The organism is Brevibacillus sp. HB1.3, from assembly GCF_013186635.1.
In the GTDB taxonomy this organism is placed as follows: domain Bacteria; phylum Bacillota; class Bacilli; order Brevibacillales; family Brevibacillaceae; genus Brevibacillus; species Brevibacillus brevis_D.
In genome coordinates this window covers 235,292-249,561 of the sequence record NZ_JABMIT010000004.1, presented here as the reverse complement: position 1 = coordinate 249,561, position 14,270 = coordinate 235,292, and the positions used below count along the sequence as shown (strand labels likewise).

Annotated in this window: 15 protein-coding genes; 6 read left to right on the top strand and 9 right to left on the bottom strand. The window is 46.3% G+C overall.

The genetic code is table 11. From position 1 onward, the window contains the following. Positions 1-2 precede the first annotated feature (2 nt). Complete coding sequence (locus HPY31_RS11635; RefSeq protein WP_172140836.1) at positions 3-896, top strand: ABC transporter ATP-binding protein; 894 nt, start codon at positions 3-5, stop codon at positions 894-896. A 31-nt stretch (positions 897-927) separates the two neighbouring features. Here the strand turns inward: HPY31_RS11635 and HPY31_RS28635 are convergent, their stop codons facing one another. Continuing rightward, positions 928-1,218, bottom strand: a complete 291-nt coding sequence (locus HPY31_RS28635) for a hypothetical protein (protein WP_216675594.1) — start codon at positions 1,216-1,218, stop codon at positions 928-930. A 6-nt stretch (positions 1,219-1,224) separates the two neighbouring features. Beyond that, positions 1,225-2,112 carry a LysR family transcriptional regulator gene (locus HPY31_RS11625; protein ID WP_172140834.1) on the bottom strand — a complete coding sequence of 296 codons (888 nt, stop codon included), beginning with the start codon at positions 2,110-2,112 and terminating at the stop codon, positions 1,225-1,227. A 113-nt stretch (positions 2,113-2,225) separates the two neighbouring features. Here HPY31_RS11625 and HPY31_RS11620 point away from each other — a divergent pair, with 113 nt between their 5' ends. After that, positions 2,226-3,608 carry an MFS transporter gene (locus tag HPY31_RS11620; RefSeq protein WP_172140833.1) on the top strand — a complete coding sequence of 461 codons (1,383 nt, stop codon included), beginning with the start codon at positions 2,226-2,228 and terminating at the stop codon, positions 3,606-3,608. 9 nt (positions 3,609-3,617) lie between these two features. On the opposite strand, the gene HPY31_RS11615 is transcribed toward HPY31_RS11620, so the two are convergent. Further along, a complete protein-coding gene (locus tag HPY31_RS11615) occupies positions 3,618-4,502 on the bottom strand; it encodes a LysR family transcriptional regulator (RefSeq protein WP_172140832.1) in 885 nt (294 codons plus the stop codon). Between the two features lie 132 nt (positions 4,503-4,634). Between HPY31_RS11615 and HPY31_RS11610 the strand changes: the two genes are divergently transcribed. After that, positions 4,635-5,837 carry an MFS transporter gene (locus HPY31_RS11610; protein ID WP_172140831.1) on the top strand — a complete coding sequence of 401 codons (1,203 nt, stop codon included), beginning with the start codon at positions 4,635-4,637 and terminating at the stop codon, positions 5,835-5,837. A 76-nt stretch (positions 5,838-5,913) separates the two neighbouring features. On the opposite strand, the gene HPY31_RS11605 is transcribed toward HPY31_RS11610, so the two are convergent. Next, positions 5,914-6,756, bottom strand: a complete 843-nt coding sequence (locus HPY31_RS11605) for a DUF92 domain-containing protein (protein ID WP_172140830.1) — start codon at positions 6,754-6,756, stop codon at positions 5,914-5,916. A 263-nt stretch (positions 6,757-7,019) separates the two neighbouring features. On the opposite strand from HPY31_RS11605, the gene HPY31_RS11600 reads away from it, so the two are divergent. Beyond that, positions 7,020-7,394 (top strand): nuclear transport factor 2 family protein, encoded by a 375-nt coding sequence (locus HPY31_RS11600; RefSeq protein WP_172140829.1) that lies wholly within the window; start codon positions 7,020-7,022, stop codon positions 7,392-7,394. A 41-nt stretch (positions 7,395-7,435) separates the two neighbouring features. Here HPY31_RS11600 and HPY31_RS11595 read toward each other — a convergent pair whose 3' ends face one another. The 3 genes from HPY31_RS11595 to HPY31_RS11585 are packed head-to-tail and all read right to left on the bottom strand — an operon-like array spanning position 7,436 to position 9,470. After that, a complete protein-coding gene (locus HPY31_RS11595) occupies positions 7,436-8,146 on the bottom strand; it encodes a B3/B4 domain-containing protein (protein WP_172140828.1) in 711 nt (236 codons plus the stop codon). Positions 8,147-8,174: 28 nt separating this feature from the next. Then, positions 8,175-8,813: a LysE family translocator gene (locus tag HPY31_RS11590; RefSeq protein WP_016739096.1), complete on the bottom strand. Its 639-nt coding sequence runs from the start codon at positions 8,811-8,813 to the stop codon at positions 8,175-8,177. A gap of 33 nt (positions 8,814-8,846) precedes the next feature. Continuing rightward, a complete protein-coding gene (locus HPY31_RS11585) occupies positions 8,847-9,470 on the bottom strand; it encodes an FMN-binding negative transcriptional regulator (RefSeq protein WP_172140827.1) in 624 nt (207 codons plus the stop codon). A 100-nt stretch (positions 9,471-9,570) separates the two neighbouring features. Between HPY31_RS11585 and pdxR the strand changes: the two genes are divergently transcribed. Continuing rightward, complete coding sequence (gene pdxR, locus HPY31_RS11580; protein ID WP_172140826.1) at positions 9,571-10,950, top strand: MocR-like pyridoxine biosynthesis transcription factor PdxR; 1,380 nt, start codon at positions 9,571-9,573, stop codon at positions 10,948-10,950. 9 nt (positions 10,951-10,959) lie between these two features. Here pdxR and HPY31_RS11575 read toward each other — a convergent pair whose 3' ends face one another. Both HPY31_RS11575 and HPY31_RS11570 read right to left on the bottom strand, forming a co-directional pair. Beyond that, a complete protein-coding gene (locus HPY31_RS11575; RefSeq protein ID WP_172140673.1) occupies positions 10,960-11,307 on the bottom strand; it encodes a hypothetical protein in 348 nt (115 codons plus the stop codon). Next, on the bottom strand, positions 11,273-12,514 hold the full coding sequence (locus HPY31_RS11570) for an amidohydrolase family protein (protein ID WP_172140825.1): 1,242 nt from the start codon (positions 12,512-12,514) through the stop codon (positions 11,273-11,275). The genes HPY31_RS11575 and HPY31_RS11570 overlap by 35 nt, the downstream gene beginning before the upstream one ends. 283 nt (positions 12,515-12,797) lie before the next feature. On the opposite strand from HPY31_RS11570, the gene HPY31_RS11565 reads away from it, so the two are divergent. Further along, complete coding sequence (locus tag HPY31_RS11565; protein WP_172140824.1) at positions 12,798-14,267, top strand: amidohydrolase family protein; 1,470 nt, start codon at positions 12,798-12,800, stop codon at positions 14,265-14,267. Positions 14,268-14,270: the final 3 nt, after the last annotated feature.

The following is a 14,270-nucleotide window of genomic DNA, read 5'->3' as shown; positions in this document are numbered from 1 at the left end:
AAATGATCGTATGCGAAAATTTGGTGAAAATCTACAAGGCAAATGATCTGGAAGTGGTGGCGCTGCAAGGGTTGGATTTGCGTGTAGAGACCGGAGAGCTGATGGGGATCATCGGGAATAGCGGCAGCGGAAAATCAACGCTTCTGAACATGCTGGGTGGGCTAGACCGGCCCTCGGCAGGAAAGCTTTCCGTCGCGGGAGCTGATTTATTTCGATTGACGACTTCCGAGCTGGTTTTGTACCGCTTGCAGACCGTAGGCTTTGTCTGGCAGAACAACGCCCGCAATCTGATCCCTTATCTATCAGCTCTGCAAAATGTGGAAATGCCAATGCTTTTACGGGGCAAGCGAAAAAGGGAGCGCGCCCACGAGTTGTTGGAACTGGTGGGGCTGGGCCACCGCAAAAAGAACAAGCTAAGCGAACTTTCCGGCGGGGAGCAACAGCGGGTAGCCATTGCAATCGCGTTGGCGAACGAACCTAAGCTGCTTTTGGCAGATGAACCGACTGGCAGTGTAGACACTCGAACGGCAGCTATCATCCTCGATTTGTTTCAAGAGCTGAACCGATCGTTTGGGCTAACCGTCGTCATCGTGACGCATGATTTGGAGCTGGCACGAAAAGTGGATCGCGTCGTAGCTATTAGGGATGGGAAAACGTCCAGCGAGTTGTTGCGGCGAAAAGGAACGGAAGAAAACACTTCCGATTCGTTGGAAGAGTCAGCCAACGCGGACACACATGAGGAATTGGCGGTGCTTGATCAGGTGGGGAGGCTGCAGATCCCAATGGAGTACCTTCAGGCGATTCAGGCGGATGGCAAGCTGCGAATCGAGCTGGAAGAAGATCGCATTATCCTAAAGGCTCCTGTAGCCTCCACAAAAACAGACACGCGATTGTGACGTGTCTGTTTTTATGTTCATTTGCCTGCACCTAAAATGCATGGCACCAGCATAAAGGATCATCTCCACCACAATGAGGGCAACAACCACCTGTATAGCGAAGTCGAATTTTATCTGAATGAAGCACACCGTAGTCGGTAATCGGTTCGACACCCGGGATTGGTTCGTCTGGAATCTCGCGCACTTTCATGTCCGACCACTTTCCACTCCAGGAACATTTCCTGCACGTTAATCTCTCTGCTGTAGGGTGCAACGCATTCTCGATGACGATCATACATTCTTGACTGTTGGTATTACAAGTAGGACAATCGTGAAATTTCATGATTCATCACCTCTCAAGTTTGCATACATCCCCAAAATAATCGACAACAACCTCACGGAATTCTTGGGCAGCTCGCGAAATGTACCGACTCTTGTGCCATAATAATGCGATTTCCCGTACCAATTCGTGATTCTCGACTCTTAGATACGTGATTTGTTCACGAGAATCTCTTGCCGTGCTTGGGATGAAGGCTATGCCAATTTCTGCTTCCACCAGCTGAATCAGCCTTGCAGGTTCATCTCCCTCATACACATAGGTAGGTACAAAGCCAACCGACTTGCAGATAGCGTCTACCAAATCGCGTGTACCGTACCCTTTCTTTACACCGACAAACGATTCATCCTTCAGTTCTGTCAAAGATACGATGCTTCGGTCAGCTAGTCGATGTCCCCTTGGAACAGCTACGAGAATAGGGTCAATGAACACGATTTCACATTCAATATCATCGTCTTGGATAGGAGGGGAGGACAAGCAAAAATCGACCTCGCCTCTATGAAGAAGCGTAATCATTTCCTGCGTGGAGAGCATTTGTACATGGAATTGGATATCGGGCCGCTTTTTTCGAAACTCTCGAAGGATATTGGGCAGGGTGCTTGCCGTAGTCACTGCTAATTCAAGCGTTCCATGCTCCGGGTTGGACAAATCGCGAAGCTCCAGTTTCCCTTGTTCCAATTCAAACAAAGCTCTTTCCACCCGGCTGAGGAATTTGCTTCCGAACTCATTCAGTCGTAGCTTTCTCCCTGTACGATCAAAGAGAGGGACTCCCAGATCCTCCTCTAATCGTTGAATCGTTTTGCTTAGAGACGATTGGGTTACATGCAGACTTCGTGCAGCTTCTGTCACATGCTCCATACGAGCTACGGTAAGAAAGTATTGCAGTTGAAGAAGTTCCATGTAGCTCCTCCATTCATTCCTTTCAATCTATGAAATCATAACATGAAATGCGTTGGAGTAAATATATGGTTTCCAGTACGATATCATCAAAACGCTTTTAAGGAGGGCTGGAAATGGGGGCTCACAACAGGTGGTTGATGATTGCCGTTGGACTAGGGATATTGTTGAACCCATTAAATTCTTCGATGATTTCTGTTGCGATTGCAAGGCTGCAAAGTGTGTACCGTCTTGATTTCACGGTTGTTTCGTGGATTATTTTTTCGTTCTACATTGCGAGTGCAATCGCTCAACCTGTCATGGGAAAGGCAAGTGATTTGTTCGGCCGCAAGAAGATATTTCTTACCGGGCTTGTCGTATCTTTCGTTGCTTCCTTATTGGCTCCATTATCCCCAAACTTCGGGTGGCTCATTGTATTCCGAATTGTGCAATCGATCGGAACTAGCATGATGGTTGCCGTTGGAATTGCGATTGTACGAATTCATATTACCGAGAAGCAAGCGACTGCGCTTTCCGTACTGTCCATATTCCTATCTGGAGCAGCAGCGATTGGACCTTTTATCGGCGGGGTATTGCTTCATTATTGGGATTGGTCTGCGATCTTTCTCGTTAATATTCCGTTCGTGGTGGCGAGCCTGCTGTTAGCTTGGAGGATGATTCCAAAGGATGATTTGACAGCATCTGTTGCACAAAACATGTCCTTTCGAAAATGGTTGGAGCTGATTGATGCAACAGGGATCGTGCTCTTCGCAGTCGGTCTGGTTGCACTGCTCGTTGGATTACTGTCAGCAAAATCATCGGGGCATGTCTCATGGTGGCATATCATAGTTGGAGGGATCGGCCTCGTTACACTGGGGGCTTTCGTACGACATGAGTTAAAAACGACTTCTCCGTTTATTCCTTTGCGGACATTCGCGAAGTACCCTGCGATGACGTGGGTCAATATCGAATTCATGCTCGTTAACGTCCTTTTTTATTCGCTTTTTTTCGGCCTTCCATCCTACTTGCAAATGGTTCGTCATATCAGCGAGTTTCATACGGGAATGCTTATGCTCAGCTTAGGTTTATGCTCACTCATTGTGTCTCCACTAGCAGGACGATGGATTGATCACTCAGGACCTCGGCCAGCATTGTTAGCATCCGCCATACTGATGACATTTGGGTCATTGTGGCTCGTGATGTTCAACCAAGATTCACCGGTCGTCAGTGTTTGTGTGGCGTTAGCGGCATTCGGCATTAGTAACGGGTTAAACAATGTCGGAATGCAAGCAGCCTTGTTCAAAAGCTCTCCAAAAGAAATCATCGGCGTTGCATCCGGATTATTTCAAACATCCAGATACCTGGGAACCATTCTCTCCTCATTATTGATCGGCATTGTAATGGGAGATACGTTTAGCGCCGAGGGTTTGCAAGTGCTTGGCATGATCCTCACGACAATCTCATTGTCTTTGGTACTCATGAGTTGGCGACGGGAATCAAGGCAAGCGGGGGAGTCGTAGATCCATCCCTTATTCAAAATCGCAGGCATGATCCATAACAAATTGTTGAAATTTTTCAGTGGCAGGTGATAAATATCTCCCTTCTACCCAAGCAATTCCAATTGTTCGTTGGCACTTCGGGCTTTTGACAGGGATTTGTGTAATCTTACTCTGATCCGTTCCCTTTAAATTGGGCAAAAGGGAGATTCCCAGTCCAGCAGCGACCAGCCCTGCAACGGTATCTGCTTCCTCTCCTTCAAATGTAATGGGAGGTGTAATTCCCGCTTCTTGAAACAATTGCTCGACAGTGATACGAAGGGAGTATCCTTCTTTTAAATGGATAAAGGCTTCATCTGCAATCTCTTTCAAAGTAATCGAGGTACGATTTGCATATTTGTGGTCTTTGGGGACAATCACAAAAAGCTCTTCATCCCAAAGCGGCTTCCATACAAAGGGAGATTTCATATCCATAGGAGCAAGTAGACAAAGATCAAATTCTCCTCCTTGCAACTGATTCATAAGCGTATGAGAGGGACCTTGTCCGAGTCGAAAATGAATGTTTGGGTAGTGGGAGCGAAAAGAAGCCAGTAAATCAGGGATACGACTCGTACTTAACGTGTGCAGAAATCCAAGAGACACCTCTCCCTTATCGGGATCAAGTAAATCCATGATTTCTTGTTTTCCTTCATGAAATTCCTTCATCATATTTTCGACTCGCTTTAAAAAGAGCTGACCATATTTATTAAGTCGAATCGAACGTCCCTGACGGTCAAACAGAGGCACGCCTATTTCATCCTCAAATCGGGCAATCGAACGACTGAGGGCAGGCTGGGAAATCGAAAGAGCTTCGGCAGCATGTGTCACGTGTTGGATTCTTGCTAGGGTTTGAAAATATTCGAACTGTTGCCATTCCATTCGAAGCACCGCTTTCCGTTCGGATTAATCATTACATAAATGCATGGAAGACATGATTATAATGAATTATACATCATAAATAAATGGTGGTACCATGAAACCATAATCATCCTGAAATGATATGGTGATCACATGATACAACAAGGCACATCACTCTTCCGCAAGACAAGCTTTGCTTTTTTTGCCGCTGGTTTCAATACGTTTGCGATTCTTTACTGCGTACAGCCCTTGATGCCAGAATTTTCAAAGGAATTTGCGGTTAGTCCAACGACAGCAAGCCTTTCCCTCTCCATTACAACAATGGTTCTTGCCGTCAGTATGCTCATTTTTGGTTCGTTGTCTGAAGTATGGGGACGCAAACCAATCATGATCGTTTCTATGCTCGCTTCATCTGTGTTTTGTATTCTCACAGCATTCAGTTCGAATTTTCATGTTCTCCTGGTAATGCGAACGATTGAAGGTATTTCATTGGCGGGTTTACCCTCCATAGCAATGGCCTATCTTGGAGAAGAAATCGAATCCAAAAGTTTGGGAGCGGCTATGGGTCTCTATATATGCGGCAACTCAATTGGTGCTGTGTTTGGCAGGGTTTTCTCAGGCATGATGAGTGACTACTTCGGCTGGCAGATCGCGATAGGGGGAATTGGCCTCATCAGTTTGGCTGCCACACTGGTCTTTTGGAACACCTTACCACCTTCACAAAATTTCAAGGCACGCCCATTCGTCATGAGAAAGTTAGGTCTGTCTTTAATGGACCATCTAAAGGCTCCAAGTCTTATTTGTTTATTTGTCATCGGTTTTATCCTTTTAGGGAGTAATGTAGCGTTGTTCAATTACATCGCTTATGTATTGCTCGAGAAGCCCTATTCACTCAGCCCGACATATATAAGTTGGACATTTTTAATTATGATCATCGGGATGTTCAGCTCTGTGTGGACAGGAAAATTAATAGATCGTCACGGTAAGCAAAGGCTGTTATTCACAAGCTTATTCCTTGCCTTGATCGGTGTCTGTTTGACGTGGGAAGCGAATCTTATGATGAAGATCGTAGGACTTGGACTTTTTACTTTTGGATTTTTTGGAGCGCATGCCGTTGCAAGCAGTTGGGTGGGACAGCTTGCTTTACAGAACAAAGCACAGGCCTCTTCTTTGTATTTGTTTTTCTATTACACGGGTTCAAGTGTAGGAGGAACACTCGGAGGAATGTTCTGGTCCGCATACGGATGGGGAGGCGTCATCAGTATGAATGTCGGCTTTCTCCTCATTGGCTTTATACTTTGGGCGTGTGTCTCAAAAATGGTACAGAACGCGAAGAAAGTGACGAAAATCGCCTAGACTTGTGCCTCAACATAAAGAAACGGAAAAACTCAGTATCGTTTCGTGATACGAAGTCTTTCCGTTTTTTTATAAGTCATAGGTTAAACAGCAAGCCGATTGCCAGCGCCAGTAAGACGGCGAAAGCACCACCTGCAAGTGAGCCAGCGACATTGACGGCATCGTTGTTCCAACCAGCGCGACCGCGGATTCGCACGGCTGGCTTACCGCAGTGACGAGCCTGCTCGATTTCACGACCGCAAACGCTGCAACGGTACATTTGCTGCCATGTTGCACCGATCCATGAATCGACCAGTGACCCTACCAGGCCCGCCAGTCCTGCTATGCCGATCCACACTGCCAGTCTAAGGGCAGGTGTGATCACATCTGGCGCGGGTTGACCGGCTACCGCAAGCAGCAACCAAGCTACGCAGCCGATAAATAGTCCACCGGCAAGCGAAGCACCCATGCCGAGACTAGAAACGCCACCAGAAGTACCAGGCGGAACACGCTGCCCCGTCTTGATCGATCGCGGAGGCTTCCGGCTCAAGCCGCCGATTTCTGTCGCCCATGTATCGGCTGTGACCGCTGCCATCACGCCGAGGAACGCGTACCACCAAAGCGGATGCGGCCACGCCCAATTTGCTATACATAACAGCAACCCGAGCCCGCCGTTTGCGAGCACCTGGCCAGCATCGCGTCTCCCTGTTTTCTCATAACCACTCTCTGCCTCTTCCTTTTTATGCTTTTTCCACTTGGATAATAAGGTGGACGAGACAAAAAAAGCGATGAGGGAACCGAACCAGATAGGGCTTCCGAGTGCGTACATCACGGTGCCCAATATCAACGCCGCCAAAAAGCCGGAACCAGACAGCGACCGTTTTACATAAGCCGCCCCCGCAATTCCAGCGCTACAGGCCAGACCGATTAACCATGCCACAGCTTCCCGCCCCCTTTGCTTTGACTATTATACCTCACCGTAGCAGGCAAGATGAGCGGTATCCTCTAGAAAATGGTAATGACAGAATAGAGGAGTAACGGATGTGGGAAAAAGGTTAATTAGGTATACAGAAGAAATAGTAAATACGTATGGCAAGATTGAAAGCATAGCAAGTGACGAGGAGTGTTAAAAAGTGCAAAAAGTTGGGCATAGATAGACGTGTTGTACGAACGGGTATCTTTATCAAGAAAGGATGATTTGTTATGGGGACTACTTTCAAAGAGAATGCGGTGTCGTTTTTGCAACTGGTTGCGTCAGGGAATGTGCGAGAAGCATACCAAAGATACGCTAGTCCGAATTTCCGTCACCATAATCCCTTTTTCCGTGGCGATGCTCATTCTCTCATGCTCGCAATGGAAGAGAACGCCGTAAAGAATCCGCATAAGCTTCTCGAAGTGAAACGTGCAATCGAAGAGGGGGATATGGTTGCTGTTCATTCTCATGTGAAGCAAAACCAAGAGGATCTTGGGGGAGCTGTAGTTCATATCTTCCGTTTCCATAACGACCAGATCGTTGAATTGTGGGATGTTGGCCAACCTATACCGGCTGCTTCCCCCAATGAGAATGGAATGTTCTAAAACACGAAGTACGGCAGCCAGTGAATTTGGCTGCCGGTTGTTTAACTATAGAGGGTCATTTCCTTCTGATGGATATCTAGCACTTCCATCTTCACTATACCGCCAAGATAATGTGGCACGAGATCAGACAATTCTTTTAGCGCCATATGGAATTCATCGATTCTTGTTTCATCTACTAATTCGATACAGAGGAATGCATTTTTCGTGTTTTCTGTTAGCATCGTCCTCTGAGCTTCACGCCAATTCCAGCATCTGCATATGGCACCCTCATCATCTTTATAAACAATTTCCCCTTCATAAGGTGAAGCATTTTCATCCTGTCCCAATGGGAGAAACGGTTCGTTTCCATTTGCTTGTGTTAGCCGAATATCGCCTACAAAAGTATCGATATCTTCTCCACCACAGGGAAGTCCATAACGCAAGGAAATGGAATTATAGATGTCAACAAGCGGGTTTATGGTTCCGATCGGATTACCATTTTTCACTCTTTTTAATAAAGCTTCAATGGAACACCGTGCCCCTTTCTTGGTCTTGAATTTCTGAAAAGCTTCCCGCCAAACGGAAATGACAGGATTACTGCTAAATTCCTCCAGGCGTAAAAATTTGTGTGCTTCTTTTTCTGCCTCCCGAAGCAGCTTCTCGTATTTTTCAACATCGCTACTTGAATTATCAATTCCCTGACATATCACGATGCCTATTTTTGCATGCGGAAATAACGACCAAAAATCATCTTCTATGATAAATCTGGACATAACCTATCTCTCCGTTTCATTTCGTTGATTATGTTTTGGAGGGACTGGCAAAGGCGGAGAAAATCCCGAGAGCAATATAGAAATAACCAGTGATCCGATTCATTACCTTTGAACTCGCTGTACTACCCACAATCCGCTTTCTCATACTTGCGGCGAGAACGGCATACAGACCATCGCTAATAAAAGCGAGGATAATAAATATCGTTCCTAACAGCAAAAATTGAACGGTGACTGACCCGGCAGTAGGTGCGATAAATTGCGGAAAGAAGGCTAAAAAGAAGAGTGCTGTCTTGGGGTTCGTTATCTCCACAAGCGCTGATTCGTAAAAAATCTTTCGCAATTTTTTGCGAGGGGCTTTTGGAATTTCGGAAGCCGTGCTATCAGATTTTGAAAATAATGTCTTGCACCCCAAATAGATAAGATAAGCAGCGCCCAAGTATTTCACGATATGGAAGGCTGTTGCTGATGTCATCAGGATCGCAGAAACTCCGATTGCTCCAGCTAAAACATGAACAGAACCACCAAGAGACACTCCTAGAACGGATACCAGACCTGCTTTCTTCCCTTGGTCGATACTTCTTGCCATAATATAGAGCACAGCTGGTCCAGGTATGAGTAACAATGTAGAAGCGGCAACGACAAATAGCCAAATAGTTGAAAACTCCATAAGAAGCAACTCCTTGTTGTATCTATAGGCTGATCACTTAAATAACTCTTTTCGTTGCTCACGCATCCACTGAGCAACCTGAATTTCTTCTTGATCCTTTGATTTTTCAAGCTCTGTCACAATTGATTGATAATCGGTGTTGTTGCGATTTTGGCTCATTTTGGCTGCCCCTTGGATCGAGGTGATTTCAATTTCAAAACCGACGATTCCTTTCATTTCTCTCTCAAGCAATTCAGGATCAAATGTCTCCCAGAGCCGACCATTTTCTCGGTGAGATTCATAGTGTGTCAGCATCGTATCCAAAGCCGACTTGAGTTCATCCTTCGTGAGAATACGTGCTGCCCCATACGCATGTACAGCGAGATAGTCCCATGTGGGAACCTGTTCATTCTCATACCAGCTTGACGAAATGTAAGCGTGCGGTCCTTGAAAAATTAGCAAAACATCTTGATTGTTATCCAACGTTTTTTTCTGCATGTTTCCGTATGCGATGTGCCCAGTCGCATAGATTTTCCCGTCCTCTTCACGAATTTCCAACGGGATATGTGTAGCCAACGGGCGATGTTCATCAACCGTAATCAATAGGGCAAACGGGTTAGCCTTCATCATCTGAACGGCCTCATCATGTTCCATACGATATAGCTTAGGAATGTACATAGTAACCATCCTTTCAACTTGTATTTAAACCAAGCTTATGATACAAACTGACATAAAAAAAGATACAATAACAAACAAACATACATGTCAGGAGGGGCAAATGAAAAATACCATTTTTACATTTAAGGATAGCTCTCCTAAATACAAACAAATCTATGAGAAATTTAAATCATTTATTGAACAAGGCGACATAAAGGCGGATGAGCCATTGCCGTCCATTCGTCAGCTCGCAGATTCCTTACATGTAAGCCGTAATACAACGTTAATGGCGTATGAACAGCTTGTTGCGGAAGGATATATTCGAGGAGAGGGCCGAAAAGGGTATTTTGTAAATGAGTTAGAGCCCGTTTTATTTCATGAGGCCCGCAGCTCTTCTACTCACAAGCAAACAGAGTCGGTACCCTCTGTGCGCATTGATTTTCGCGCAGACGTTGTCGATCAATCGCATTTCCCTTTAAAAACGTGGCGGAGGATTTCGAATCAGGTATTAACGGAAAAGGACAGCTTTCGGTACGGAGAACCTTTTGGTGAAAAGAGCCTGCGTGAGCAGATTGCAGCCTATTTACTCCAGTCTCGTGGGGTGAAAACAGAACCAGATGCCATCATTATCGGCAGTAGTACCCAACAAATGCTGGTGTATCTCGGTCTTGTCCTGAAACATGATTTTTCTAGCGTGATTGTGGAGGACCCTGGTTATGATGGCGCTAGGAAAGCTTTTCAATTAAATCGTTTTACACTGGAAACGTTACCCGTTTATGAGACAGGTGCTGATTTTTCACACCTGGAACAAATGAAATCACGATTGATTTATGTAGCGCCGTCCCATCACAGTCCATATGGGGTAAGTATGCCCATTCAGCAAAGGCACGCACTCATCCATTGGGCAAAAAATAGGCAAGGCTATATTATCGAAGACGATTATGATAGTGAATACCGCTATACCCAACAGCCATTTCCGGCTCTCGCTTCCATTGATTCAACGAGGGTTATTTATCTCGGAAACTTCTCGAAGTGCTTTCTGCCAGGAATTCGTTTAAGTTATATGGTATTGCCACAGCCACTGATCAACTCTTATAAAAATCAATTCGCACATTTCGAGAGCACCACTTCACTCCTTAGCCAATTCGCCATGGCGAAATTTATGGAAGAAGGAGAATGGAATCGCCATATTAAACGCATGCGTCTTGTTTATAAACGAAAAATGCAGCACTTCGTCTATGAATTAAGGAAGCATTTCAAACACCATATATCAATCATCGGGGAGCAGTCTGGTTTGTACGTATTAGTCAAAGTACACCTGGAGCGTTCAGAAGAATGGCTCATTCAACAAGCTTCCCTTCAGGGAGTTAAAGTCTATCCGACTTCACTCTATTTCATTAAAAACAAAACGGATCACCCAATCGTCAGACTTGGGTTCAGTAATTTATCAACGGATGAAATCCAACTTGGTGTGAAGCTTTTAAAAAAAGCTTGGTTATAAAAAAAGCTTTTAAGCGGGGACAAACACCCAAGCTGGTAAGAGAAAAAAGAAGAAATAAGCGAAAGTCTTTGGGATACCAGCCGAAGCGCAATGGCAAAAAAGAAACCTGCCTTTAGCGTCCACCTCTGAAATACTTCGCAGAGGCGCGACTTTGGACGCGGGTTTCTTTTTTTCCATGGAGCTGGGCAGGGATGACCCCATAGCAGGTAGCCCAAGAACTTGAGCGTTTTCTTCTTTTTTCTCCCCACCACCAAAAGCTCGATTTAAACCCAAAGAAAAAAGGCTTCCCTGAAAAATCAGCGAAGCCTTCGTGTCTAACTGGCTACTTTGTTTCTTCCGTTCTCTCCAAAGCACCATGCACAATTTTCCCTTTAAACATAACAGCAGCCCGACGAGATTTTCTCGCAATCGCTTCCGCAGAGCAGGAGCTTTCTGCAAACACGATGCTCGCCTCATCGCCAACCTTTGGCCATGCACGGTTGCCATCTTTATCGAGCGTTGTTTTTCCTCCGGTGATGAAGTACAACGATTGCACCAATGATTTCTCATCGACCCAACGGTAGCGCTCGACCAGACGGTTTAGCTTATCCAGCATATCGCCTGTACCATATGGCGACCACGAATCGTAGAACCCATCATAACCAAGTGCGACTTGTACGCCTTTGGCATGAAGCATCGGAACAGGAGGCATTGCACGATTAATCGGAACGGTTGTCATGATCATCGTGCCCAGCTGGGACAATCGATCTGCCATATCCGAGGACTCCTCCATCGACACATCTCCGAGCGCAAAGGCATGACTGATTGCCATCCGGTTCTGCCAGCCAGCTTCCTCGGTTAGATCGAGCAGTCTTTTGATCGTATAAAAGCCGAGTGTCCCCGGATCATGTAGGTGAATATCGACATCCGCATCTGCTTCCACCGCAATGTCCATCATTTCACGCAAGGAGCCTTCCAATTCATTATCAATCCCAGCCGGGTCCAAGCCCCCAACCAGTGTTGCGCCTTCCTTCATCGCTTGTCTCATCAAGGAGCTTGCTTGTGTGCGCAGGAGCCCCTGCTGTGGGAAAGCAACGATTTCATACGTCAGACGATCACTGTACTCTTCTAGTGCTGCACGAACACCCTCCAGGTTTTTCAGCCCGATGTATGGATCGATGTTCACGTGTGTGCGGACATGCGTGGCACCACCTTTGATATGGAGCTGGAGCATCGCTTGTGCGCGCTCTTTGGTCGTCCCTGTCATCAGTGGCATTTCTTTTGCTTCGAACTCTAAGCGATCGATCAGTTTTTTCGGAGGAAGGCAGGATTTCCAGGTTGCACCCGCATACGTTTTATCCAGATGATTATGCTTTTCAACAAAAGAGGGGAGGGCCAATAAACCTTTTGCATCTTCTTGTGGGAAAGGGGTGTCGAGTGGTTCGTTCGCGGATACGATCTCTGCGATTTTGCCGTCTTCGATTTTCAAATGACAGATCTCCGAGATTGTGTGAAAGACGCCGTCGTCTCCTGTTTCAAATCCTTTATCGAGACGGACGTTCGTTAACCAAAAAGCTTGTATCATTAGAAATCAGCCCTTTCTCTATCTTGCAAGTAGTGGATGAGAGTCCAGTCTAGCTGTCTCTCCTAATTGTAGTGAATATTTCGAACAAGGTTGTTCATCTTTTTTACTAGTTTTTGCATGATCTTTACGTGTTGTATGGAATTTTGCCTGTTTTCAAAAAGGAGTAAAGATTATGCAAATACACGTAAAGGTTTTGAAACAAATTTTACAGAATATTTCCTATAATAACGAAGGATACAGCAGAGTGGAGAGGCCGGAACGAGAAAGAGTAGGGAGGATCATCATGAAAAAGAAAATAACCGCAAAATATGTCATCGGTTTTGACGGCGAAGATCATGTGATTATCAAAGATGGGGAAGTCGTTTACGAGAATGACACCATTTTGTATGTGGGGCATCATTTTGATGGCGAGGTAGATGAAGTAATCGATGCGGGCAATGCAGTAGTCAGTCCGGGCTTCATTGACCTGAATGCGTTGGGTGATATTGATCACGACATCGTACATTTGGAGCAAGCCTCTGCTCGAAACAAAAACATGCTCTGGTCGGAAGACTACTACCGTAAAGGCTACCATGAGGTAATGACACCTGAGGAAGAGGCATTCAAATCGCTCTACGCCTATAGTCAATTGATTCTAAATGGAGTAACGACAGCGATGCCGATTACATCCGTTTTCTATAAGCGCTGGGCGGAAACGTATGAGGAGCTGGCAGCCGCAGCTGTTCATGCAGGACGCTTGGGATTGCGTATGTACATGGGGCCGAGCTATCAGTCCGGCATGCGTGTCGTGAAGGCAAATGGAGAGATCGAAGTACTGTGGAACGAAGCAGAAGGACAAGCAGGACTGGAGCGGGCTGTCCAATTTGTCAAAGATTTCGATGGGGCTCACAACGGACTCATCCGTGGAATGCTGGCACCAGAGCGAATCGAGTCACAGTCTGTAGAGAACCTGATCAACACAAAGCGCTACAGCGAGGAGCTCGGATGTCCGATCCGTCTGCATGCTGCACAAGGTCTCTATGAATATACGGAAATCCATCGTCGTCATAACAAATCACCGATTCAGTTCCTGAATGAGATCGGCTTCCTCGGAAAGAAAACAGCAATTCCGCACGCGCATTTCATTCCAGGCTTTAGTAAAGCGAAATTCGGCGAGGGAGACGATTTGGCGATCCTGCAAGAGACAGGTACGACCGTGATTCACTGCCCGCTCGTAGTAGGCCGCCACGGTGAGGCACTCGAATCGTTTGCCCGTTACAAGCGTCGTGGCGTCAACATCGCGATTGGAACCGATACGTTCCCGCCTGACTTCATCCAAAACATTCGCACAGCCAGCATGCTGTCCCGTTTAGTGGAAGGCGATGTCGCGGATTCCAGCTACGCGGATATTTACCGCGCAGCGACATTGGGCGGCGCACGTTTCCTTGGCAGAGATGATTTGGGACGATTGGCGCCGGGGGCAAAAGCAGATATCATTGCCATCGATCTGGACGGTTTCCACATGGGTGCGGTTGATGATCCAATCCGTACGATCATCACGTGTGGCTCAGGCCGTGATGTGAAGCTCTCCATCATCGCTGGGCGCACCGTGATGAAAGACCGTCTACTGCCAGGAGTTGATCTGGAAGAGATCAAAGCAAAGGGACAGCGTTACTTTGACAAAATGCGTCTGGGCTACGTCGAGCGCGACTATCAACAGCTGGGCGAAAAAGAGCTGTTCAAGCCTTCTTTCCCAATCGTGAGTAAACCATAGCTT